The following is a 23,242-nucleotide window of genomic DNA, read 5'->3' as shown; positions in this document are numbered from 1 at the left end:
GGGAAGAGTATTGGACCGGCGCGAGTGGTCGCCCGGAGACTCATCACATGATCGTTATCACCGCACCCACCGGCCAGATCGGCGGCCGGCTGCTGGACATCCTGCTCGACGAGACCCCCGCACACGAAGAGCTGCGCGTCGTCGTACGCGATCCGGGGAAGCTCCCCGAAGCGGTCCGCACCCACGTCGACGTCGTCACCGGCTCGCACGGCGACGCCGACGTCGTCGACCGCGCATGCGCCGGCGCCGACGCCGTCTTCTGGCTGGTGCCGCCCGACCCGTGGACGCCCAGCATGGACGCCGCGTACTCCGGCTTCACCCGCCCCGCGGCGAAGGCGTTCACGGCCCACCGCATCGGCCATGTCGTCGGCGTCTCGGCGCTCGGCCGCGGCACTCCCGTCGCCGGCCGCGCCGGGCACGTGACGGCGTCGCTGGCCATGGACGACCTGATCGCCTCCACCGGCGTGGCCTACCGCGCGCTCGCCAACCCCACCTTCATGGACAACCTGCTCTCGCAGGCCGCATCGATCCGCGACCACGGCGTGTTCACCGGCACCGTCAGCGCCGACCGCAGGGCACCGACGGCCGCCACCCGGGACATCGCCCGGGCCGCCGCCGACCTGCTGCTCGACCGCTCCTGGACGGGGACCGGAGAAGTTCCGGTGCTGGGCCCCGAGGACCTGTCCGCGAACGACATGGCGCACATCATGTCCGAGGTGCTCGGCCGCCCGGTCCGCTACGAGCGGCAGTCGCTCGACGACTTCCGCGCCGCACTGACCGGACGCGTCGGGGACGCTCTGGTGGAGGGCTACGTCGACATGATGAGCGCCAAGGAGGACGGCCTCGACGACGGTGTGCGGCGCACCCCGGACACGTCGAACCCGACGACCTTCCGCCAGTGGTGCGAGGAGGTCCTCAAGCCCGTGGTCCAGGCGTGAGCGGCAGGACCGCCCTCATCGTCGGCGCCTCCCGCTCCATCGGTCTCGGACTCGCCACCGAGTACGCGCGCCGCGACTGGAACGTCGTCGGCACGGTCCGGGGCGACCGGCGCACCGGTCTGCACGACCTGGCCGAGGCGTCCGGGGGCCGGGTGACGGTCGAACAGCTGGACATGACGGAGCCGGAGCAGATCGCCGCGCTGCGCGAGCGGCTGGCGGAACGCACCCTCGACCTGCTGTTCGTCAACGGTGCCGTCACGAGGGGCGACATCCCCGCCGGCGACGTACCGACGGAGATGTTCGTCGAGGTCATGGTCACCAACGCGCTCGGCCCGATGCGCGTGCTCGACTCCTTCCGCTCGCTGGTCGCACCGGCCGGAACCATCGGCGTCATGTCCTCGCGCCAGGGCAGCATCGGCTGGAACACCAACGGCGGCCAGGACGTCTACCGCGCCAGCAAGTCGGCCCTGAACCAGCTGATGCGCAGCTACGCCGCGCGATACGCGGATGCCGCGCACACGCTGCTGCTCATCTGCCCCGGCCACGTCCGTACCGGACTCGGCGGCCCCCGTGCGGAGCTGACCGTCGAGGAGTCCGTCCCCGGCGTGGTGGACACGATCGACCGCCACAGCGGCGAACCGGGCCTCCAGTTCCTCAACCACCGGGACGAGCCCGTGGCCTGGTGACAACCGCCGCCGGGACCATGGCGGGGAGGGTGCCAGGGCCGTGTGCTCCGGGCGCCGGGGAGAAACCGCGGGAAGAAGGCGGTCTCGCCCGACGCCCGGAGCCGTACGCGCCGATGTGCGGCATGTGTGCGGTGGCATCCGTGGTGGCAGGTTGCGGGAGCGGGCCCGGCCGGACGCCGCGCAGCCCACGCGGTGGCCCGCGCGACGTGGTTCGGCCCGACCACCGAAGGGCCAGGACGCGGACGTGTACGGGGCGCTCGGTTCGCGCTCCCCGGGGCGGCGGCGCTCGGGTGTGCGGGCACGGTTCCCGCCGCTCCCGGGGTGCCGTGGTCGGACCAGGGGGACGCTCCCGCCGGGCCGACCGCCGGAACCCGGGCGCCGGCGGTGGGACACTTCGTCGCTCTCAACGGGTCGTGCCACTGCGCGCGAGAGCGAACCGCGCCTGCGCCTCGGACAGTTCGACGACCGGACGGGTCCGCCGCCGCTCTCGTACCCCTCTTCCACGGTTCGTGCGGTGCAGGGCCGTTGACGCTGGACAGTTCGGGTACCCGGCGTCGTACGTAGGAGCCGCCCGGGTCGTACCGCTTGCCTGGGGAGACCGGAGTCAGCACCCGGTTCGGGCGGATTCCGTGCCGGTGCCCGCTGCCCACTGCCGGTTCATCCGGTTGTCGGCGATGCCGTCGTCCACGAGCAGAGCGAGCAAGTGCCGGGCGCGACGCGCCAGTCCACGTAGAGCGTCCCGACGAGGAAACTCGCGGCGATCAACCGTGCGCGGCTGTGCGTCCGGCCCGCGGAGCGTCCACCGGTCCGCGCCGACGGCCGACGTCTCAGCCCGGCCTCCAACGTTGCCGGACTCGGCCCAGCGCGCCGAGCAGCAGGAGGACGGTCACGGTGCCCAGGGTGAAGATCTCGAAAGTGATGCGGGAGACGCCCCAGGTGCCGTGGAAGTCGTAGGACACTCCCAGCAGCGGTTCCAGAGTGCCGGGGAAGAGGGCACACCAGGAGCCGAGCACGATCCACAGATAGACGAGGGAAGCGCTGAGGCTGAAGCCCAGGTCGCCGCCGGGGACCCGGTAGGGGCGTGGCACCTCGGGCCGTTTGCGGCGCAGCGCGACCAGGGCCGGGACGATCACCAGGTAGGAGAGCAGCAGGGTGGTGACGGCGACGGTGAGGACGACGGCGAAGACGGCGTCGGCGTCGCCCTGGTGGGCCAGCGCCATGGCAGCGCTCATGAAGGCTGTCGCGGTGACACCGGAGAGCAGGTTCATCCGCACCGGCGTGCCCAGCCGGGGGTGGAAAGCGCCCAGGGCGCGGCTGAAGAAGTCGCCCTCGGCGGCAACCATCGCCTGCATCCGGTCGCTGACGATCATCCAGGCGCTGCCCTGGGTGAGCAGCGCGAAGACGAACATCAACGCGGCCGTCGTCAGCAGCGGTTCGCTCCAGCTTCCGTAGATGTCGAACACCAGCCGGGCCGCCTCCATGAACCCGCCGATCCCCGTGATCTCCCGGGCCGGGGTCACCGCCAGGATCGCCAGCACCGGCAGCAGGTAGCAGCAGGCGGCGACCGCGGCCGAGACGCCGACCGAGACGGGGACGTCCCGCTGCGGGTTGTGCATCTCTTCCCCCGCCGCGCTCGGCGCCTCGAATCCGACGAAGGCGAACAGCAGCACCGGAACGAGCGCCAGGAACCCGGCCGTCGACGGCGCGAATCCGGAACCGGAGGCGCCGAGCCCGGGAAACCCGTGCCGGAGGCCGTACACCAGGGCCGTGAGGGTGAACAGGGCCATGGCGCCGACCTTGACCACCGCGCCGGCCGTGGTGATCCACTTGCCTCGCCGCAGCGAGACGACGGCGGTGAGGATCGAGCACCAGATGAAGATCAGCTTGAAGGTCCAGTCGGCCGGGGTGCCGTGACCGAGCGGGGTGAGAAAGTCGTCCCAGGCCTCGGCGGCCAGGAACACCAGCGAGCCGCCCAGCCACACCGGGTTGGTGACCCAGTAGAACAGGGTCGTCAGCGCGGCGGCGCCCCTGCCGAAGGCCAGCTTGACCCAGACGTAGGGCCCACCTTCCTGTGGGAAGGCGGCGCCGGTCTCGGCGAACAGCAGCGCGTAGGGCAGCAGGAAGAACAGCACGATGGCGGCGATCCATGTGACGGCTTCACCGCCACCGGTGGCGAGCTGCCCGAGGACGTCGAACGAGATGACCGCGGCGACGCCGATCGCGACGATGTCGAATCGACGCAAGGAGCGCCGCAGATGCGGAACAGCGCCGACGGCTGGGGCCGACGGCCCGCCCGGCCCGTTGGGGCCGGGGCGGGCGCCGGGGCCGGGGCGGGCCTCGGCCACGTGGTCGGTGGCGTCGGTGGCCTCGCTCACGCTGTGCTCGCAGCGGCCTCAACGATCTCGCCGTCCGCGCGGGTGCGCTCCAGTACGGTGCGCATGCCGGCCGCGATCTCCTTGGCCTCGGCAGGATCGAGTATCAGCGGTGGGGAGAGCACGAGACTGTGGGCGGCGTCCCGGACGATGACGCCGGTCTCCCGGCGGATCACGTCGTGCGGCATCCGTTCCGGCCGCACCGGCAAGGGGGTGCGGCTCTCCTTGTCGGTGACCAGTTCCACGGCCAGCATCATGCCCACCGAGCGGATCTCGCCCACCACCGGCAGGTCGCCCAGGGCCGCCTCCAGTCCGGCGTGCAGCCCGGCCCCGGCCTCGACCGCACGGGCCAGCAGCCCTTCGCGTTCGATGATACGGAGGTTTTCCAGCGCCACCGCGGCAGCGACCGGATGACCGTTGTAGGTGTAGCCCATGGGGAAGCCGTCCCCCGCGGTCAGCTGCTCGGCGACGTGGTCGCCGACCAGCAGCGCGCCCAGTGGGATGTAGCCGGAGGTCAGCCCCTTGGCGGTGACGATGATGTCGGGGGTGACGCCGAAGTGCTGGGCAGCGAACCACGATCCGGTGCGGCCGTAGGCGGTGACGACCTCATCGAAGATCAACAGGATGCCGTGCCGGTCCAGCACCTCGCGCACCCGGGGCCAGTAGTCGTCCGGCGGCACCAGCATCCCGCCCACGCCCATGATCGGCTCGGCAAGCATCGCGGCGATCCGGCCCGGGCCCACCTCGGCGATCCTCTCCTCCAGTTCACGGATCAGGAAGTCGGTCGGGTCCTCGCCGCCGTACAGCTCGCTGCGGTAGGGCCACGGCGGGGTGAGGTGGCTGATGTGCGGCACCATCGGCGCGAAGCCCTCGTGGTAGAGGGGAAAGCCGTTGGCGGAACTGCCGCCGTAGCCGACGCCGTGGTACGCCTTGTGCCGGGCCAGGATCCAGGTGCGTTCGGGCTCGCCACGGCGGTGGTGGTAGTAGCGGGCCATCTTCAGGGCGGCCTCGTTGCCCTCGGAGCCGCCCGAGGTGAAGTAGACGTGGCCCAGGCCGTCCGGCCCCAACTCGGTCAGGCGGCAGGCCAGTTCGACGGCGCGGTCGTTGGAGAACTCCCAGAAGCTCGTGAAGTACTCCAGCCTGCTCATCTGCTCCTGCGCCGCCTGGGCCACCTCGGCGCGGCCGTGCCCGATCTGGGCGAGCCAGAGTCCGCCGGTGGCGTCCAGGTAGCTGCGTCCGTGCACGTCCGTGACCCGGCAGCCGGAGCCTTGGGTCATCACGACCCGTTCCTCGGCTGATGCCGGGAGATAGGGGTGGATGATCCGGGCGCGGTCGGCGGCGACGAGCGCGTCGGGGGTGGAGGTCATGAGCGGGCTCCTTCGGGTGCGGTGCGGGCGGAGGCCGGCGATGTGCCGGCCCCTTGAGGTGGGGTGGGGGCGACGGCGGCCAGCGCGAGAGCCTTGGCCGTATCGAGCAGGTCGGCGAGCTCGGCGTACTCGTCCACGGTGTGCAGGGTGGCCGAGCCGTCCGGCCGGGTGGCGGTCGGCCCGAGGCAGACGGCGGGGGTGCCGCCGAGCCGGGTGAGGGTGGCCGCGTCCGTCCAGGAGGGCTCGCCCACGGGTTTCGAGGTACGGCCGTACGAGGCGGCGGCCCGGACCAGCCGACCGACCAGTGGGTGGTCGGCGGGGAGCTCGGCGGGCGGGAGTTCGGTCTCCCAGGTGAAGACCGGCGGGTGTGCTGCGAGCCAGCCGTCGTCGGCGACGGCGGCCCGTACTTCCCTCTCGATCCGCTCCCGTATCCGGGAAGCGAAGCCGTCCGCGTCGGCGTGCGCGGGGAGATAGGTGACGTCCAGGTCCATGGAGCAGGAAGCCGGGTAGGTCACCCACCATTCGCCGCCCCGGATCGTGGTCGGTACGAGCGAGGGTGGGGGCAGCAGCGGGTGTGCGGAGCCGGGTTCGGCGGCCCACGCCTCCCGCAGCGCGGCCAGTGCCGCCAGCACCGGGACGGTCTTCTCGATGGCGTTGACCGCGCCGCCGTGCCGCCAGTCCCCTGGCGGGTATTCGGCGTGTCCGGGGCGGCCCTGCACGGTCACGGTGCCGCCGAGGATGCCGCGCTGGGCGACAACGGTGTCCAGGTCGGTGGGCTCGGGCACCACGGCGGCGTCGGCGCGGATCCCGTTCCCGACCGAGGCGAGGGTGCCCGCGCCGTTCCACTCCTCGTCGGTGACGGTGTTGAACAGCAGATCACCTGCGGGGGCGAGACCGAGAGCGGCCAGCGTCTCGACGGCGAGCACGGCGGCGGCGATGCCGCCCTTCATGTCGCAGCTTCCCCGTCCGTACAGCCGTCCGTCCCGTACCTCCGCTCGGAACGGGTCGCTGCGCCAGCCGTTGCGCGGCTCGGCGGACACGACGTCGATGTGCCCGTTGAACAGCAGGCTGGGGCCGTTCCCTGTGCCGGGCCGCCGGGCGGCGAGCTGCGGCCGTCCGGCGAAATCGAGGCCCTCCGGAGTCTGCGGGGTGAGGGGCAGATCGCCGGGGCGCGGTGTGAACACGTCCACGGTGAAGCCGGCCGCGCGGAGCCGCTCCGCCAGGTACTCCTGGCAGTCGGCCTCGTCACGGGCCGGTTCGCCGGGGGCGCCACGCACGGTGGTGTCGAAGGCGATGAGGTCGCTCGCGAGGCGGACCAGGTCGCCGGAGCGGGCGTCGAGGTGCGCGCCGATGCGCGCGGCCACGTCCGCCTCTTCCGGGAATCGTGTGGGGGTTTCCACATGGGACTGCGCGGGGGTCATCGGTAGCTGATCCAGGTCGTCTTGAGGCCGGTGTACTTGGCGAAGGAGTGCGCGGACAGGTCGCGCCCGTACCCGGATTGCTTGAAGCCGCCGAACGGGGTGCGCGGATCCAGTGCGTCGACGGTGTTGACGGAGACGGTGCCGGCGCAGAGTGCGTCCGCGACGCGGTGCGCGCGGGACAGATCGCGAGTCCAGACGGAGGCGGCGAGGCCGTACGGGGAGTCGTTGGCGGTCCTGACCGCTTCGTCCTCGTCTGCGAACGGCAGCACGGTCAGCACCGGTCCGAACAACTCCTCGCGGGCGAGCCGGTCGTCCGGGCCGAGCCCGGTGACCACTGCGGGTTCCAGATAGGCCCCGGTCATCCCGGGGCGGGTTCCGCCGTGCACGGTGCCGCCCCGCTCCCGGGCTCCGGCCAGCTCCCCGGCGAGCCGAGCGACCTGCGTCTCGTCGACGAGCGGGCCGTAGGCGGTCAGTGGATCGAGCGGGTCGCCGGGGACGAGGGCCGCGGCGTGTGCGACGACACGTGCGGTGAACTCCTCGGCGATGTCGGTGTGCACGAGCAGCCGGGTGTTGGCGGAGCAGATCTGCCCGCCGTTGCAGGTGAAGCCCCAGGCGGCGCGCTCGGCGGCGGCCTCCAGGTCGGCGTCGGGGAAGAGCAGGTTCGGGCTCTTGCCGCCGCACTCGGGCCATATCTGCTTGAGGTTGGAGGCGGCGGCGTATTCGAGGAAGAGTTTGCCTACGGCGGTGGACCCGGTGAAGGCGAGCGCGTCCACGTCCGGGTGCAGCCCGAGGGCTCTTCCGGCTTCCTCTCCCCGGCCCGGTACGACGTTGAGCACCCCGTCCGGGAGTCCCGCCTCGCTCGCCAGCGCCGCCAGTCGCAGCGCGGAGAGCGGGGACTGTTCGGCGGGCTTGAGCACCACGCTGTTGCCCGCCGCCAGCGCGGGTGCGAGCTTCCAGGCGGCCATGTCGAGCGGGAAATTCCACGGGACGACGGCGCCGATCACACCTAGCGGTACGCGGCGCACCAGGGCGACTTCGCCAGGTGGCAGGGGCGCGGTCTCGCCGTACAGCTTGTCGGCGGCCTCGGCGTGCCAGCTGAAGCAGCCGGCGGCTCCGGGCACGTCGCCGCCGAGGGTGTCGGAGATGGGCTTACCCATCTCCAGCGTGTCGTACAGCGCGAGTTCGGGGCCGTGTTCCTCGATCAGCGCGGCCAGGCGCAACAACACGCGCTTGCGCTCCTCGGGTGCCCGCCGCGACCAGCGCCCGTCCTCGAAGGCGGTGCGGGCCGCGCGCACTGCCAGATCGACCTCGCCTTCCGTGCAGGCGGCGACCTCGGTGATCGTCTCGCCGGTGGCCGGGTTGACCGTGGCGAAGGTGCGGTCGGTCGCGGGCTTGTGCTCGGCGCCGTCGATGAAGGGGAGGGTGGGGGGCCGCAGCGCGTGGGCGCGCGCGTGCCAGTCCTTGGCGGTGGTGGGGGGCTCGTCGGCGGGCGTATGGCTCATCGGGCGGCTCCGGTGGGGCTGTCAGGGCTGATGGGGTCGTCGGGGCCGGCTGGCCCTTCGGACGTGAGGAGGGGTTCAGTGATGCCGGGAGGGTCGGTGTGCGGCGATCCGGCGTCCCGCGCCGCCCGGGTGCCGCGGGTGGCGAGCAGATAGGCGGGCAGCGTGAACAGAAGCCCGGCGAGCCAGCCGAGATCGGTGCCGCCGAGCATGGCGGCGACGGGGCCGGTGTACATCTCCTGCGCCATGAACGGGAACTCGACGGCGATGCCGAGCAGATACACGCTCAGCGCGGGCCGATTGACCCGTCCGTATGCACCGCCGTCCCGGGTGAAGAACGCGGCGACGTCGTAGTGCCCGCGCCGTACCAGGTAGAAGTCCACGAGGTTGATCGCGGTCCACGGGATCAACAGGTATTGCAGTACGTAGAGGAAGTTCAGGTAGCGGTCCATGAAGCTGCCGGCGAAGGCGAGCGCGAGCACGGCGGACAGAGCGCACAACGCCGCACCGAGCAGGGCCCGGCCGGCGCCGCGCGGTAGCCAGCGGACAGCGAAGGTCTGCACGGCGGTGACGACGCAGAGCACGGCGCCGTACAGGTTCATGGAGTTGGTCAGCATGGTGACCAGGGCGAAGCACCACAGGGTGAGCTGTGCCAGCGGTGTGCCCAGCAGCCCCGTCTGTGCGGCCACCGGGTCGGAGCCGGGCACGGCCAGCCCCACAGCGGCGCCTACGGTCATCGGCAGCAGGCTCCCGAGGACTGTGCCCCAGTACGTGCACCACAGAGTGGAGCGCACTCCGGCGGTGGAGGCGGGCATGTAGCGGGAGTAGTCGGAGACGTAAGGGGCATAGGCGACCTGCCACAGTGCGCCGACCGACACCATGCCGAGGAATCCGCCGAGGCTGAACCCGCCCCGGGACAGGAAGTCCCCGGGCAGTCCGCCGCACAGCAGCCACGCTGCACCCGCGATCTGCACGGCCCCGAAAACCCAGCTCGACAGAGCCCCGATGCGGTGCATCAGCCGGTAGCCGACCACTGCGACGACGAGACTGACGACGGCGCCGCCCACGATGCCCACATCCTGCGGCACTCCGGGCAGTACCTCCCGCAGCGACTGGGCGCCGACCACCAGGTTGGAGGCGAAGAACCCCTGATACATCACCAGGACCGCGAGGACGACGACGAGCGCGCCCACGGTGCCGAACTGCCCCCGGCTCTGGATCATCTGCGGCACTCCGAGCTGCGGCCCCTGGGCCGAGTGCAGCGCCATGAGGAAGCCGCCGCCGAGGTGTCCGGCCAGCAGCGCAACCAGGCTCCACCAAAAGGAGAGCCCGAAGGCGGCCGGGGCCAGCGCTCCGGTCACCAGGGTCAGCGGCCCCAGGTTCGCGGAGAACCAGATGGTGAACAGGTCTCGGGTGCGCCCGTGCCGCTCGTTCTTCGGGACGACGTCAATGGTGCGCCGTTCGAGGACTGCGGACGCAGTGGCGGGTCCGGGTTCGTTGTGAGGGCCTTGCCGGTCCATCGCACACCCCTCTCGGGGGACAAGAATCGCGGTGCGGTTCGGGGGAACGACGCAGGGGGACCTCGGGCGAGATCACTTGCCCTCGGTTCTTTGATGCTGGATTCAAACAATGACCCAAACCCCCGTCAAGGCTTGCGTCATCCAGATCTTGCGATTGTTGATGCCAATAACAGAGAATCAATCCCATGGGGAGACCGAAGAAGCAGGAAGCCCGCCGGGAGGCGCTCATCGACGCGGCGGGCCGGGCCATCACCGCGCGGGGGCTGGCGAGTCTGCGCATCAAGGACATCGCCGCCGAGGCCGGCGTGTCGGCGGGCTCGGTGCTCTACTACTACCCGGAGCTGGACGAGTTGGTTCTGGAAGTGCACCGGGGTGCCGTCGAGCGCTATCTCACGGGCCGGCTCGCCCGCACGGACGGGGTGCGCGATCCTGTCGCCCGCCTCCGGGAGGCCGTGGAGACAGGCCTCCCGGACCGTGGTGACGACGCGACCCACGCCTTGTTGTACGAGCTGCACAGCCGAGCCGACCGCAGCGCGGGGCACGCGGCCCTGATGGCCTCGCTCTTCGCCCGCGAGACCGCCCTCTACGTGACGATCCTCGAAGTCGGCGCCGCCACGGGCGACTTCACCCTCGCCGCCCCGGCCGTCGACCTGGCCCGCACGATCGTCGCTCTGGAGGACGGTTACGGCCTGCACATCGTCAGCCGCAACAAGGAGCTCACCCCGTCAGCGGCTCGCGCCTTGGTGCTCGGGTACGCACGGCTGGCGACAGGGTGCGCGAGGTTGTAGCGGACGCCGAGCGGCCCTCAGGCTCAGCCGGCATCCGCCTCCGCAGCCGGCACCGGCCCTTCCGTGCCACTGGAGCCGTACGGAAGACGCCCGCCAGGTGGAGACCGGCCAGGTGGATCGTCGCGGTCTCCACCTAGCGGGCGGCGATCTCCCGCAACAGTCCCATCACCGCCAGGGCGCGGGCGCTTTGTGTCATGCCTGCCATGGAGGCGAGCTTGACTTCGAGCGCGGGGCTGCCGTCCCGCAGCTCCAGTTCCGCGATCTCGCCGCCGCCGTAGGTCTGGCTGGTTGCCGGCCGCTGGTTCAGCACGGAGAAACCGAGCCCTCGGGCCACCAGGGAACGTACGGTCTCATAGCTCTGGGTGCGGTAGCGGACATCGGGAGCAGTGCCGGTGGCGGCCACCAGTGAGCGGAAGTAGTCACGGCTGTGGGGAAGGTCCAGCAGAACGAGGGGCTCCGTGGACAGCTCTGCCAGCCTCACGCTCCCCTGACCGGCCAGCGGGTGATCGGCCGAAACGATGACATAGGCGGGGGCGCGGGCAATCGTCTCGCTGCTCAAAGCCGGCTCGGCTGCCAGGCCGAGGCCGTAGGTGAGGGCGAAATCGATGCGTCCCGCGGACAGAGCGTGGACGAGCTGGTCCGTCTCCGCCTCCACCACATCGATCTCTATGCCCGGATAGCGTGCGGTGCACTCGGTGAAAAGGGGCGGCAGGTAGGAGGGGGCCAGGGTGACGAAACAACCGACGGCCACCGGCCCGGAGATGGTCTCACCGTCTCCCCGGGCCTCTCGTTCGAGTTCACGGGCGCGGACCAGCAGGTCCCGCGCCTGCTGTTGGAGCCGCTCCCCCGCGGGTGTGAGGGTCAGGCCTCGCCCCCGTCGACGGATGAACAGCTGCACCTGCAAGTCCCGTTCCAAATTGTAGATGGCCGCTGACACAGCAGACTGCGCAATGTGCAGCTCCGCCGACGCCTCCGTCATCGAACCGCGTTCAGCGGCGATGAGAAAGTAACGGAGCTGAACGAGAGTGAAACCCACTGGTGACGTCATACAGGGCCCTTGCGCTGGTGGTCCGGTCCGCCCCGACTCTAGGCGGCGTCGCTCGACGGCACCCTGGAGGGCACATCAGAGATGTCCTCGGGGCGCAGCAGGGTGGAGCCGACGGTCTCCCGCAGGGACAGGGCGGCGATGAGGCCACCGGCGGCGAACACCATCAGGTACGGGCCGGGTACCAGGGTGCTGCCGGTGGCGGAGATGAGGACGGTCATCAGGTACGGCACTGTGCCCGCGAACAGGGCGGCGGTGAGGTTGTAGGAGATGGACAGCCCGCTCTGACGTGTGCGGGTAGGGAAGACCTCTGCCGACCAGACCGCGTAGGTGCCGAGGATCGCCGCCAGGATCGTGCCCAGCAGCAGGCCGGCCGCCCAAGTGCCTGCCGTTCCGGCGCGCATCAGGAGGAAGGCCGGGGTGGATACGACGAGCAGGGCGGCTGTCGCGCCGACGAACACAGGCTTGCGTCCCACGCGGTCGGACAGCAGGCCGAACAAGGGCACCAACACCAGTCCCAGCAGCGATATCACCGTGGACAGCAGGGCGGCACTGTCCGCTGAGTGGCCCAAGTGGTCGGTCTCGTAGGTGACGAGGTAGGTCAGAACCGCGTAGAAGGGCACGTGCATGGCCGCCATCAAGCCGAACGCCTGGAGCAGGTGCCGTTTGTGGGAGCGCAGCAGTTCCCGCACAGGACTGCGCGGGACGGTGTCGTTCGCCTCCATGGCCCGGTACTCCGGGGTGTCCTCGATCTTGTTGCGGATGATGAAGCCGATGACGCCGAGCGGCGCAGCGATGAGGAAGGGGAGGCGCCAGCCCCAGGAGGTGAGCCGGCTGTCGTCCAGCGTCGTCGACAGCAGGAAGAAGACGAACGACCCCGCGAGGAAGCCCAGCAGGGAGCCGACCTCCAGCCAGCTGACGCCGAATCCGCGACGGCGTCGGGGTGCGCTCTCGGCGAGGAAGCTGGCCGCGCTGCCGAACTCGCCGCCGGCCGCGAAGCCTTGGAGCAGGCGCAGAATCACCAGGAGTATCGGGGCGGCCACACCGATCGACGCGTAACCGGGGAGAAGACCGATGGTGAGGGTCGCGCCGGACATCATGAAGATGACCAGCGACAGCGTGCGCTTACGGCCGATCCGGTCACCGAGCGAGCCGAACACCAGGGCACCGATCGGCCGGATGCCGAAGGACACGGCGAAGACACCGAAGACGGCGAGCAGCCCCGTGGTGCTGTCCTCGGCCGGGAAGAACACGGTGGCGACCGTACCGGCGAGGTAGGCATAGGCGGCCCAGTCGAACCAGTGCACGAACACGCCCACGGCTCCTGCGGCAACGCTCCTGCGCAGTGACATCACATGGGTGGCCACCTCAACCTCGGTCGTCCTGGCGCCGCTGTGACAAGTGCGCATGCGCGCCTCCTTGTGAAGGTGGTGGGGAAAGCGGGAGCTGAGCGGGACCCCGGGCGCGGCCCTCAGAGGGTGGGTCGGCCGGTCAGGGCGGCGGGGCTGGTGAGCTCGCGGAGTTCGGCGTCGGTCAGCAGCCCGCGCTCGCGGATCAGGTCGAGCGCGGGCTTGCCGCTGTGCTGCGCCTCCAGCGCGACGGCACAGGCGGTCTCGTAGCCGAGTGCGGGGCTGAGCGCGGTGACCAGCCCGGTGGAAGCGGCGACGGTCCGGGCGAGCCGGCGGCGGTTGGCGGTGATGCCGCGCACGCAGTGCTGGGCGAGGACAGCGACACCGGCGGCGAGGTGGTCCAGGCCCGCGCTCAGGCTCCGGTAGATGACCGGCTCGAAGGGGTTGAGTTGGAGCTGTCCGCCTTCGGCGGCGAGAGTGACGGTCAGGTCGTTGCCGATGACCTCGAACGCGATCTGGTTGACCGCTTCGGCGATCACCGGGTTGACCTTGCCGGGCATGATGGAGGAACCGGCCTGGCGGACGGGGAGGGCGATGTCGCCGAACCCGGTCTGCGGTCCCGAGGACAGGAGGCGCAGGTCGTTGCAGATCTTGGAAAGCTTCACAGCGACCCGCTTGAGCACGCCGGAAAGCTGGACGAAGACTCCCGCGTCCTGCGTCGCCTCGATCAGGTCGGGCGGGGACACCAGCGTGGGGATCCCCGTCAGCCGGCGCAGGTGCTCGACCGCGTGCTCCCGGTAGCCCGGGCGGGCGTTGAGGCCGGTGCCGATCGCGGTGCCGCCGAGATTCACCTCGTGGAGCAGGGGTCGGACCTCGGCGAGTCGCTGCTCGTCCTCGGCGAGGGTGGCGGCGAACGCCCCGAACTCCTGGCCCAGCGTCATGGGCACGGCATCCTGTAGCTGGGTGCGGCCCATCTTCAGTACGTCGGCGAACTCAGCGGACTTGACGGTGAAGGCTTCCCGCAGACCGGCCACGGCGGTGAGCAGCCCGGCGAGGTGTGCGTCCAACGCCAGCTTCACGGCGGTCGGATAGACATCGTTGGTGCTCTGTCCGAGGTTGACGTGGTCGAGGGGATGCAGGACCGCGTACTCCCCCCGCTGCCGGCCCAGCAGTTCCAGCGCTCGGTTGGCGATCACCTCGTTGGCGTTCATGTTGGTCGACGTGCCGGCACCGCCCTGGATGAGGTCGACCACGAACTGCTCGTGCAGCGCTCCGCCCCGGATCTCGGCGCAGGCCTCCACGATCGCCGCGGCCAGGGTGCCCTCCAGCGTGCCGACCTCGGCGTTCGCGCTCGCGGCGGCCTGCTTCACCGCCACCAAGGCACCGATCAGGTGCGGCCGGGTGGTGAGTGTCTCTCCGGTGAGGGGGAAGTTGGCCACCGCCCTGGCGGTGTGCGCCCCGTAGTAGGCGTCCGACGGCACGTCGATGTCGCCGAGCATGTCGTGCTCCGTCCGCCGCAGGGCCTCTGCCGGGGCGGTGTGTTGAGTGCCTGGAGTCGGGGGCATCGGTGTCCTCCGGGTCGTCGGGATCGGGGCTGATGAACGACACGCTGAGACGGGGTTCCGGCAGCCGTGCGCGTGCGCACCGGACGCGTGGCCGTGGGATTCGGGTTCGTCCCCCGGCCCGAGCACGCCGGCCGTCACCGCGTCATCGGCGGCACCGGGCCCCGGAGCCGGGTGCCGGGTCCGTCGGACAGCAGGCCGTCCCCGCCTGTGGCCGGCCGTAACGGGTAAGGGGCCCGGGCGGCCGGGCCGCGTGCAGCCCGGAGCGCCCATGCGCTGCTGGGGCCCGCCCGGATGTCCCGTTCACATCGCTGTTCCCCGGCCCGCCATGCTTCGGTCCACGCCGGTCCAGGCCAGGGCGATCGCCCCGTCGAGCAGGGCCCGCTGTGCCGTCCCGCCCACGCAGTACGCGGCGAACTCGTGCTGGTGGTTGGTGGCAGGAAGGGAACCGACGCCGATGTAGGGGTGGATGGCCGGGACCACCTGCGAGACGTTGCCCATGTCGGTGGAGGCGCGGTTCATCCGTGCGGCCTGGCCCGGTGGCGCGAATGTCCGGCCCAGCGCGAGGGCGTTCGCCCGGTAGTGGCCCAGGGCGGTCTCGTCCGTGCGGAACTCCGCGTACGGTTTGCTCTCCGGCTCGATCTCCAGGTCGCAGCCGGTCGCCAGGGCACCCGCCTCGAAGGCCCGCATGACCCTGGGTTCGAGTTCGGCCAGCTCGGCCAGTGTCTCCGCCCGCACATACCACCGCCCGGTCGACTGTTCCGGGATGGCGTTCGGGGCGTCCCCGGCGTGGGTCACCACGCCGTGCACCCTGGCCGAGGCCGGCAGCTGCTGGCGCAGCAGCCCGATGGCGACCTGGGCCACGGTGAAGGCGTCGGCCGCGTTGACCCCGGCCTCGGGATATGCCGCGGCGTGCGCCGACTTCCCGGTGTAGGAGATCTTGGAGTGGCTGACCGCGAACGGGCGGGCCTCTGCGACATCGACCGGCGCCGGGTGCACCATCATCGCGAGGTCAGCTCCGGCGAAGGCTCCGCGGTCCAGCATCTCGATCTTGCCGCCGCCGCCCTCCTCGGCCGGAGTGCCGTAGACCTCCAGGGTGAGGCCGATGTCGTCGGCCAGGGCAGCCAGACCGAGTGCGGCGCCGATCGAACTGGCCGCGATGAGGTTGTGCCCGCAGGCGTGGCCGAGGCCGGGCAGCGCGTCGTACTCGGCGCACAACGCGATCCGGACGGGTCCACTGCCCGACCGGGCGAGGAAGGCGGTGTCCAGGCCCAGGTAGGACGAGGTGACCGCGAACCCGGCGCGGTCCAGCAGCTCCGGTACGGCGGCGGCGGCCCGGTGTTCCTCCCAGGCGGTCTCCGGGTCGGCGTGCAGCCTCTCGGAGAGCCCGATCAGTTCCTCGGCATGACGCTCGACAGCCTGCCGGGCCGCTTCCTTCAGGGCGCTCATCACAGGTCTCCCGGGACGCCGTACGAGGGGGAGGTGGCGGGGTCGAGTCCGCGCCGCACGTAGTCGTCCCGCTGTGGCAGCCAGACGTCGAGGAGCTCGCCGAGCCGGTCCACAGGGTCCTCGGCCCAGTCCACCCGCAGATCGGTCACCCGCCAGCCCACGTCCGCGACGACCGCCAGGCCCGCGGAGTACACCGGCCCCTCCTCGCCGCCGGCCGCGACAGCCGCCTTCATGGCTGCGATCAGCCGCTCTTCGAGCTCCCCTGTGGCGGTGGAGTACGCGTCGAGGAGGACGCCGGGAATGTGCTCGCCGGAGAGCATGTTGCCGGCCGCCACCGCGCCGTCCGCGGTGGCCGAGGCGTGGCTGCCCAGTGTCAGTGAACCGCTGTAGGCGCACCCGGGCCCGGAGCGGCCCAGCACGGTCAGCTGACGGTAGGCGATGGTCTTCGCGTTCCGCGCCGCGCCGGTGACCTCGGCCAGGGCGCGTTCCACATCGCCGTGGTCCGCCAGCGCGTCCAGCAGCTCCGTGCCGAGCGTGGGGTCGGTGATGTTCTGCGATGTCGCCGCGCCGACCCCGGGCCGCAGATGGGCGACCCGCGCCGCGACCGCCGGACTCGACGAACTGGCCGCGATGCCGAACCGTTCGCCGTCCCGGACCACCAGGGAGAAGGTCATGCCCGGTCCTCCTCGGGGAGCACGGCGACGGCGTCGATCTCGCACAGCCACTCCGGGCGGGCCAGGGCCGATACCACCAGTCCTGTGGAGATCGGGTGAACGCCCTTCGTCCAGCGGCCCACAGTGCGGTACACGGCCTCCCGGTAACGCGGGTCGACCAGATAGATGGTCAGCTTGACCAGGTGCTCCATCCGGCTGCCCGCCTCTTCGAGCAGCAACTTGATGTTCGCCATGGCCTGCTCGGCCTGCGCCTCGGCATCACCGATACCCACCGACTCGCTGGTGTCGAGGTCCTGACCGATCTGGCCGCGGACATACACCGTGTCGCCGGCGACGACGGCCTGGCACAGGTCGTTGTCGAGGTTCTGTTCGGGGTACGTGTCGCGGGTGTTGAACGGGCGGATGCGGACGTGCCCGCCCGCGACGATCGGGGCCTTCGCTGGGCGGCCCTCGCTGGTGGAGGTCATCATCTGCTCCTCAGTTCTTCCGGGGCGCCTGCGTGGCGCCGACCCGGCCGGTGGTCTCGGTGGTGCCGTATGCGAGGTAGGCCCGCCGGGTCGCTATGTGGTCGGCGACATACCGGGCGTCGTGCCAGACACCCCAGATGAAGCTCGACCCGCGGCGCGAGAGCCAGGGAAGGCCGATGAAGTAGACGCCGGGCTCGCGGGACACTCCTCGCCGATGGTCCGGCCGGCCGCTCTCGTCGAACGCGTCGACATCGAGCCAGCCGTAGTCGGTGGCGAAGCCCGTCGCCCAGATGATCGAGGCGACACCGGCCTCGGCGAGATCGAGCTCCAGCCGGGGGTCGGTCACGCACTCCGGATCCGGCCCGAGGACATGGGCCTCCGGCTCCTCGGGAAGGTCGAGCCCATTGCGTTCGACGTATTCGTCGGCTGCCCGGAGGAGCGCGAGGTACTTGGTGTCGCCGAGCGCGATGTTCCTCGCGAGATCCGGTGCGAAGCGCAGCACCCCGCCGTCGAAGGACCCTGTCATGCCGACCAGTTCGATGCCGTCGGCAGCCATGGCACGGAAATCCACCGTGTGGCCGCCGCGGGCACCGCTGACCGCGATCGTGACGTGTTCGGCGCCCTGGGGAGGTGTCTCGGCGTCCCAGAGCCCCAGCACACCGAGCCACCAGCAGAAGTCACGTCCGCGGTACTGGCGGGGAGGGCGGTCGTGCGGACCGACCGAGAGGAAGACCCGGCGACCGGAGCGACGCAGCTCGTCGGCGATCTGGGCCCCCGAGGAACCGGCCCCGACCACCAGGACAGCGCCCTCCGGCAGTTGCTCGGGGTTGCGGTAGCCGCTGGAGTGGAGCTGCACGGGGACGGCACCGTCCGGGACGATGGGTGGGAAGACGGGCCGCTGGAACGGCCCGGTGGCCGCAACGACGAAGCGCGCGTCGAGGGAACCCTCCGACGTCTCGACCCGGAAGCCGGGCCGGCCGGTGTGCCTGCGCACCGACGTCACCTCGACACCGCACCGGATCGGCGCGCCGACCTTCTCGGCGTACGCCACGAAGTAGTCCGCGATCTGCTCCTTCGAGGCGAAGGCGTCGGGGGGAACGTCGGAAAACTCCATCCCCGGGAACCGGTCGTGCCACGCGGGCCCGTTGGCGACCAGGGAATCCCACCGCTCCGAGCGCCACCGCTCGGCGATGCGGTGCCGCTCCAGGACGACGTGCGGGACACCGTGGGCGCCCAGGTGCTCGCTCATCGCCACGCCTGCCTGGCCCGCCCCGACGACGACCACTTCTGTCTGTTCACTCGGCATCTCAGCCTCCCTCTTGCGGCAGTCCATCCCGGTGCCGCGTCGACCGGGCCGCCACACGGGACATCCTTGAGATGACTCGGAGAGCTGTCCAACAGAGGTTTCCGCCTTAGGAGATCTGTTTTTCAGATCTGAGATCCCGGCGGGGCGCGTCACGTGCACCGACCGGCCCGGCATACGGCACGGCCGTCGGGCCGAACGGCGGGGCGTCGGCGTGCGCTGAGCTCGGTCCAACGGGCCTACGTGGAGGCGTTTCCGGTCGAGGGCGCGTCCGGGGCCTCGTCCGGCAGGGGGCAGTACGCGGAACGTGCAGCCGGCGCCGGGGGAGCGGCGTCAAAGATGATCCGCCGTTGTGAGCGCTGACGAAGGACTGAGCAATGGCCGGGCCGAGACCGGAGCCGCCGTTCCCGGCCGGGGCACGGGAGCCGTCGGTGCGGTGGAACCGCTCGAAGACACGGTGCCGGCATAAGGGCTCGGACCGGGGTCGTGGTCCTCGACCTCCAGCACCGTGTGCTCGCCCGCCGTTCCGACGCCGATGCGAACGGGGGCCGGGCGGGAGGGTGCTGACGACGGACCAGCTGCGGGCGAAGCCCTTCCCGGCGCCGGGCGTCCGGACCGCACCCGGACCAACGACTGGCCGGCCCCCGCGAATCCGCCCAGCCGTCAGCCGATCGTCCTCGTGTGTCAGTGCTCGGCGGCAGGATGGCCGGCGTGAACACCGAGACACTGAGAGACATCTGGCAGCGGCTTCTCGCCGACCCGCACAAGTCGTGGGTGCTGTTCGAGCACGGCACCTGTGTCGTGCTGACCGCTCCGGAAGGAGAGCTCGCCGAACAAGCCACCGGCATCCTCAGGGAGTTCGGCCCGGTGCATGCCGGATCTTCGGCAGGAGACTTCGGGATGATCGACCCCGAAGACGTCGAGGGATGGGTCGTCACCGGGCAGCACAACGACGTCCTCACCTATGTCGGCCCCGACGAGCCGGGGGATCGGTCGCAGATCGCCGTCGGGCTGTGCGGACGTTCCAAGCGCCACCGGGACGGCACCGAGCTGAACGTCGTCCACGTCGAGGACGGACGAGGCTGAGCGGCCCTGCCCTGTGGTCCCGGTCCTGTGGTCCCGGTCCTGTGCACCGTGGTCGTTGTCGGCGCCGTCCGTCCGCCCTCGATCCTCTTGTGCCGGGGCCTCGCCATCGGACATCAGCGGGGCGGCCCCGGTCTCGCCGAGGCATGTGCGGTCCGCATGCCGAGTGTGTCGGGGAACACGTCCGCCGCCGCCGGAGACGGGCGACGCCTTCCCGGCGGGCAGCCGCACGACCGCGTGGGCACGGCCTCCTCCGTTCCACCGGGCCGCGTCGGCGGGCCCCCTGTCCGTCGGCGCGGGGGCGATAGTGCAACATGTGCAGCGAACGCCCGATGCCTCCGGGAGCATGCCAGGTGCTCTCCCCGGGCGGTCGCACAGAACGCAGGAGCACACATATGAGCACTGTCGCCATCACTGGTTCCTCATCCGGCATGGGTGCCGCGCTCGCCGCACGGTTCACCGCGCAGGGACACCGCGTCATCGGTATCGATCTCCGCGGCGCCGACATCGAGGCCGACCTGGGCACGGAGGACGGCCGCGCCCTGGCCATCGAACGGCTCACCGACCTGTCCGACGGACGGCTCGACGGCTTCCTGCCGTTCGCCGGCCTCTCCAGCGGCGCCCGGCGCAGGCCGAGCCTCCTGGTGTCGGTGAACTACTTCGGTGCCGTCCGGCTGCTCGAAGGGGTGCGGCCCCTGCTGGCCGCCGCGGGCACCTCGGCGGTCGTCCTGGCTTCCTCCAACTCGACCACCACACAACCTGGTTGGCACCCCGAGCTGGCCGAGGCGTGCCTGGCCGGCGACGAGGCGGAGGCCCGCAGGTTCGCCGACGCGCAGCAGGACGAGGGCGCGGTGCTGACCTACCCGGCGACCAAGGCGGCCCTCGCCTACTACGTCCGCACCCGGGCCGCGGACTACATCGTCGACGGCGTCCGGCTCAACGCGGTCGCACCCGGCTTCATCGACACCCCGATGACCCGGGCCGGGCGCGAGGACCCGCAGGTCGCCGCCGCCATGGACGACTTCCTCGCGTCCATCCCGGCCGGCCGCGCCGGGCAGCCGGAAGAGGTCGTCGAGGTGGTGGACTTCCTGATGTCGGAGCGGGCGTCCTACTGCGTGGGATCGGTGTTGTTCTGCGACGGCGGTCTGGACGCGAAACTGCGCGGGACGGACTGGCCCAGCGTCCGGAACCCGGGAAGCTGATCCGCCCGGCCGGGCGCCACCGGCCGCCGCATCCACCGGTGCGCGCCCGCACGGCGGCGCACACCTCACCCACGACCGGAAGGCACACACCATGCACGAACTCACCCGCTCCACCGTGGTCACCGCCCCTCCCGCCCGGGTCTGGGAGCTGATCGGGGACTTCGCCGCGCTCGGCGACTGGGTGCCCGGGGTCCCGCCCGCCCGTATCGAGGAGCGGGAGGACGCCAACGAGCCCGGAGCGGTGCGGGTGTTCACCGTGGACGGCAAGGACGTGGCCCACGAGCGTCTGCTGGAACGTGACGCCGCCGAGCGCTTCTACGTCTACACCGTTCTCGACCTCCCGCTGCCGATCACCGACTACCGGGCGACGCTGACGGTCCGGGAGCACCCCGAGGGCAGCGAGGTCGTCTGGTCGGCGTCCTACGAGGGCTCCGACGACGTCGTGCCGCAGATGGAGGAACTCGTCGGCGACACCACGTTCGGCGCCGGACTGGACGCGCTGCGGGCACGCTTCGCCTGACCCACGCCCCCCGGCCTCCCAGCACGCACCCCGAGGAGCCCCAGCATGACCACGGCCCTGGACCATCCACTCGTCGAGGCGGCCCACCGCCTGGCCGACGACGTCCTCGCGCCCGCCGCCGAGGAACACGACCGCGAGGGCGTCACACCCGAGGCCGTCGCGGCCGTCAAGGCGTCGGGCGTGCTGGGGGTCAACGCACCGGCGGAGTACGGGGGTTGGGCCGCACCGGCGGTCGTCGGCCGGGAGATCGCCGAGATCCTGGCGGGCGCCTGCTGCTCGACGTTCTTCGTCCAGGCACAGCACCACACCCCGGTGCGGCTGCTGGCGACGGGCGGCGAGGAAGCCGAGGCGGCACGCGCCCGCCTGCTGCGCCCGCTCAGCGAGGGCACACAGTTGGCGGGGATCGCCTTCTCGCACCTGCGCGCGTACCCGCGGCTGCCGGTGCGCGCGACGCGGGTGGCGGGCGGCTGGCGCTTCGACGGGCGCGTGCCCTGGTACACCGGCTGGGGGCTCAACGACGTCCTCCTGCTGGGCGGCGCGACGGAGGACGGCGAGGTGGTCTTCGCCTTCGCCGAGGCCCGGGAACAGCCGGGCCTCTCCCCCACGGAGCCGCTCCGGCTCGCCGCGCTGACCGGCTCCCGTACGGTGGGGCTGGTGCTGGACGGTCTCGTCCTGCCCGACGACGCGGTGGCCGTGCGCACCCCGCACGAGCGCTGGGCGACGGACGACCGCCCGAAGAACACCAACACCAATCCGGCCGTCTTCGGCGTCGCCCGCGCCGCCCTCGCCCTCCTCGACGCCGGCGGCGACGACGAGGCGAGGGAGACCGCCGCGAGCCTGCGCACCCGGCTGGACGCGGCCCGGCGGGACGCCTACGCGCTGGTCGACGAGGTACCGCCCGCCGAGCGCCTCGACGACAGGCTGGCGGTGAAGATGCGCGCCTACGCGCTGCTGCGGGCCGCGACGACGGCCGCGCTCTCCGCCGGCGGCGGCCGTGCCTTCGGCCTCTCCAGCCCGGCCCAACGCCTCGCCCGCGAGGGCCTGTTCCTCGTCGTCCAGGGGCAGACGGACGAGGTGCGCACCGCACATCTGCGGGCGCTGCGGTCCCGAGAGTGCGGTACGTGATCTTCTGTCCGGCTTGCGATCGCTCGATGGTGTGACGTTGGGGTATCGCTGCCGGGCGCGATGACGGCACCGACCAGACCGTCCACGACCTGCTGCGACGGCAACTGCGGGAGAAGAGGGGGCGATCAGCCGACCCGAGTCTCATCGCGATGGGCATCCAGAGCCTTCATGCCGCCGTCGGCGTGCCGGCCGCACTACCGGGCAAGGACGCCTCGAAACGGGTGCCGGGCAGGAAACGGGGACTCGCCGTGGACGTGACGGCCTGGTCATCGACGCCGTCGTCCTGCCCGCGTCCGCGCACGACAACGCCGCCGGCAGCGCGCTGCTGGACGGCGTGGCCGCCCAGTGCGACACAGTGGCCAAGGCCCTCGTGGACCAACGGCCCGCAGCTCAGCAAGGTGATGGCCCACCTCGAAACGCGGGAGAGTGCGCTCGACGAGCAGGCCGGGCAGATCCGCTCAGCCATGGCCGACCTCGCCGCCCGGCTCGGCGAACTCGACGCGGAGATCGAGAACCTGCGCGTCACCCGCAAGACCCTCCAGACCGTCCCCCGCCCCGGTCCCGCAGCCGAACAACCGCCCCGCCCCGAGATGCCCGACCATCCGGCCTACCAGCAGATCCTCACCACGCCGGCCGACACCGACCGCCCGATGCGGGCCCGCGACATCTGCCAGGCCCTCGACCTGCCGATCCTCCCGAAGACCACCGAAGGCATCCGCTCCCAGCTGAAACGCCTGGTCGCACGAGGCATCCTCACCGACTCCGAACCCGGCCTGTTCGCCCGACCCGGCACCTGACCGTCAGCCCACCCCGCCGACCAGGGCACTGAATGGGCGGGTACTGAGCGCCGGTGGGCGGCTGCCACAATGCCT

At 71.4% G+C, this 23,242-nt stretch carries 20 protein-coding genes and 1 pseudogene; 8 read left to right on the top strand and 13 right to left on the bottom strand.

Features of this window, described 5'->3' with window-relative positions:
- Positions 1-47: 47 nt before the first annotated feature.
- Together SCA03_RS07560 and SCA03_RS07555 are read left to right on the top strand one after the other, a co-directional pair.
- The gene (locus tag SCA03_RS07560; protein WP_030884184.1) at positions 48-938 is read left to right on the top strand and encodes an NAD(P)H-binding protein; all 891 of its coding nucleotides are present in this window, start codon (positions 48-50) and stop codon (positions 936-938) included.
- Positions 935-1,624, top strand: coding sequence for an SDR family oxidoreductase (locus SCA03_RS07555; protein ID WP_030884186.1), 690 nt, complete (start codon positions 935-937; stop codon positions 1,622-1,624). Before SCA03_RS07560 ends, SCA03_RS07555 begins: the two co-directional genes overlap by 4 nt.
- Before the next feature lie 548 nt (positions 1,625-2,172).
- Here the strand turns inward: SCA03_RS07555 and SCA03_RS37160 are convergent.
- From SCA03_RS37160 to SCA03_RS07525, 6 genes and pseudogenes are all read right to left on the bottom strand, one after another.
- Positions 2,173-2,235, bottom strand: a pseudogene (locus SCA03_RS37160) (hypothetical protein); the annotation flags it as partial.
- A 216-nt stretch (positions 2,236-2,451) separates the two neighbouring features.
- Positions 2,452-3,999 (bottom strand): APC family permease, encoded by a 1,548-nt coding sequence (locus SCA03_RS07545; RefSeq protein WP_230988526.1) that lies wholly within the window; start codon positions 3,997-3,999, stop codon positions 2,452-2,454.
- The gene (locus SCA03_RS07540; protein WP_030879714.1) at positions 3,996-5,363 is read right to left on the bottom strand and encodes an aminotransferase family protein; all 1,368 of its coding nucleotides are present in this window, start codon (positions 5,361-5,363) and stop codon (positions 3,996-3,998) included. The genes SCA03_RS07545 and SCA03_RS07540 overlap by 4 nt, the downstream gene beginning before the upstream one ends.
- Positions 5,360-6,727: a M20 family metallopeptidase gene (locus tag SCA03_RS07535; protein WP_158102249.1), complete on the bottom strand. Its 1,368-nt coding sequence runs from the start codon at positions 6,725-6,727 to the stop codon at positions 5,360-5,362. The genes SCA03_RS07540 and SCA03_RS07535 overlap by 4 nt, the downstream gene beginning before the upstream one ends.
- Before the next feature lie 53 nt (positions 6,728-6,780).
- Entirely contained in the window at positions 6,781-8,286 is a 1,506-nt protein-coding gene (locus SCA03_RS07530; protein WP_141275273.1) for an aldehyde dehydrogenase, read from the bottom strand.
- Entirely contained in the window at positions 8,283-9,803 is a 1,521-nt protein-coding gene (locus SCA03_RS07525) for a purine-cytosine permease family protein (protein WP_086817153.1), read from the bottom strand. The genes SCA03_RS07530 and SCA03_RS07525 overlap by 4 nt, the downstream gene beginning before the upstream one ends.
- Positions 9,804-9,988: 185 nt before the next feature.
- Between SCA03_RS07525 and SCA03_RS07520 the strand changes: the two genes are divergently transcribed.
- A complete protein-coding gene (locus SCA03_RS07520) occupies positions 9,989-10,591 on the top strand; it encodes a TetR/AcrR family transcriptional regulator (protein WP_086817151.1) in 603 nt (200 codons plus the stop codon).
- A 133-nt stretch (positions 10,592-10,724) separates the two neighbouring features.
- On the opposite strand, the gene SCA03_RS07515 is transcribed toward SCA03_RS07520, so the two are convergent.
- The 7 genes from SCA03_RS07515 to SCA03_RS07485 form a co-directional block, all read right to left on the bottom strand.
- The gene (locus tag SCA03_RS07515; RefSeq protein WP_158102335.1) at positions 10,725-11,627 is read right to left on the bottom strand and encodes a LysR family transcriptional regulator; all 903 of its coding nucleotides are present in this window, start codon (positions 11,625-11,627) and stop codon (positions 10,725-10,727) included.
- 50 nt (positions 11,628-11,677) lie between these two features.
- A complete protein-coding gene (locus SCA03_RS07510) occupies positions 11,678-13,045 on the bottom strand; it encodes an MFS transporter (RefSeq protein ID WP_086817147.1) in 1,368 nt (455 codons plus the stop codon).
- Positions 13,046-13,107: 62 nt separating this feature from the next.
- Positions 13,108-14,550: an aspartate ammonia-lyase gene (locus SCA03_RS07505; protein ID WP_086817145.1), complete on the bottom strand. Its 1,443-nt coding sequence runs from the start codon at positions 14,548-14,550 to the stop codon at positions 13,108-13,110.
- A gap of 300 nt (positions 14,551-14,850) precedes the next feature.
- Positions 14,851-15,996, bottom strand: a complete 1,146-nt coding sequence (locus SCA03_RS07500) for a M20 family metallopeptidase (RefSeq protein ID WP_086817143.1) — start codon at positions 15,994-15,996, stop codon at positions 14,851-14,853.
- Positions 15,996-16,670 carry a DUF1028 domain-containing protein gene (locus SCA03_RS07495; protein ID WP_030884213.1) on the bottom strand — a complete coding sequence of 225 codons (675 nt, stop codon included), beginning with the start codon at positions 16,668-16,670 and terminating at the stop codon, positions 15,996-15,998. Before SCA03_RS07495 ends, SCA03_RS07500 begins: the two co-directional genes overlap by 1 nt.
- Complete coding sequence (locus SCA03_RS07490) at positions 16,667-17,137, bottom strand: RidA family protein (protein WP_051845862.1); 471 nt, start codon at positions 17,135-17,137, stop codon at positions 16,667-16,669. The genes SCA03_RS07495 and SCA03_RS07490 overlap by 4 nt, the downstream gene beginning before the upstream one ends.
- A 10-nt stretch (positions 17,138-17,147) precedes the next feature.
- Positions 17,148-18,443, bottom strand: coding sequence for a flavin-containing monooxygenase (locus tag SCA03_RS07485; RefSeq protein ID WP_086817141.1), 1,296 nt, complete (start codon positions 18,441-18,443; stop codon positions 17,148-17,150).
- 699 nt (positions 18,444-19,142) lie between these two features.
- Here SCA03_RS07485 and SCA03_RS07480 point away from each other — a divergent pair.
- From SCA03_RS07480 to SCA03_RS07455, 5 genes are all read left to right on the top strand, one after another.
- Positions 19,143-19,526, top strand: coding sequence for a hypothetical protein (locus SCA03_RS07480; RefSeq protein ID WP_086818127.1), 384 nt, complete (start codon positions 19,143-19,145; stop codon positions 19,524-19,526).
- A gap of 392 nt (positions 19,527-19,918) precedes the next feature.
- On the top strand, positions 19,919-20,725 hold the full coding sequence (locus tag SCA03_RS07475; RefSeq protein ID WP_030879751.1) for an SDR family oxidoreductase: 807 nt from the start codon (positions 19,919-19,921) through the stop codon (positions 20,723-20,725).
- Between the two features lie 91 nt (positions 20,726-20,816).
- On the top strand, positions 20,817-21,245 hold the full coding sequence (locus tag SCA03_RS07470) for an SRPBCC family protein (protein WP_030884222.1): 429 nt from the start codon (positions 20,817-20,819) through the stop codon (positions 21,243-21,245).
- A gap of 45 nt (positions 21,246-21,290) precedes the next feature.
- Positions 21,291-22,370: an acyl-CoA dehydrogenase family protein gene (locus tag SCA03_RS07465; protein ID WP_086818126.1), complete on the top strand. Its 1,080-nt coding sequence runs from the start codon at positions 21,291-21,293 to the stop codon at positions 22,368-22,370.
- Positions 22,371-22,771: 401 nt separating this feature from the next.
- On the top strand, positions 22,772-23,167 hold the full coding sequence (locus SCA03_RS07455) for a hypothetical protein (RefSeq protein WP_141275272.1): 396 nt from the start codon (positions 22,772-22,774) through the stop codon (positions 23,165-23,167).
- Positions 23,168-23,242: the final 75 nt, after the last annotated feature.

Source organism: Streptomyces cacaoi (genome assembly GCF_006539165.1).
GTDB classification, from domain to species: Bacteria; Actinomycetota; Actinomycetes; order Streptomycetales; family Streptomycetaceae; genus Streptomyces; species Streptomyces cacaoi.
This window is presented reverse-complemented; position numbering and strand designations above follow the sequence as displayed.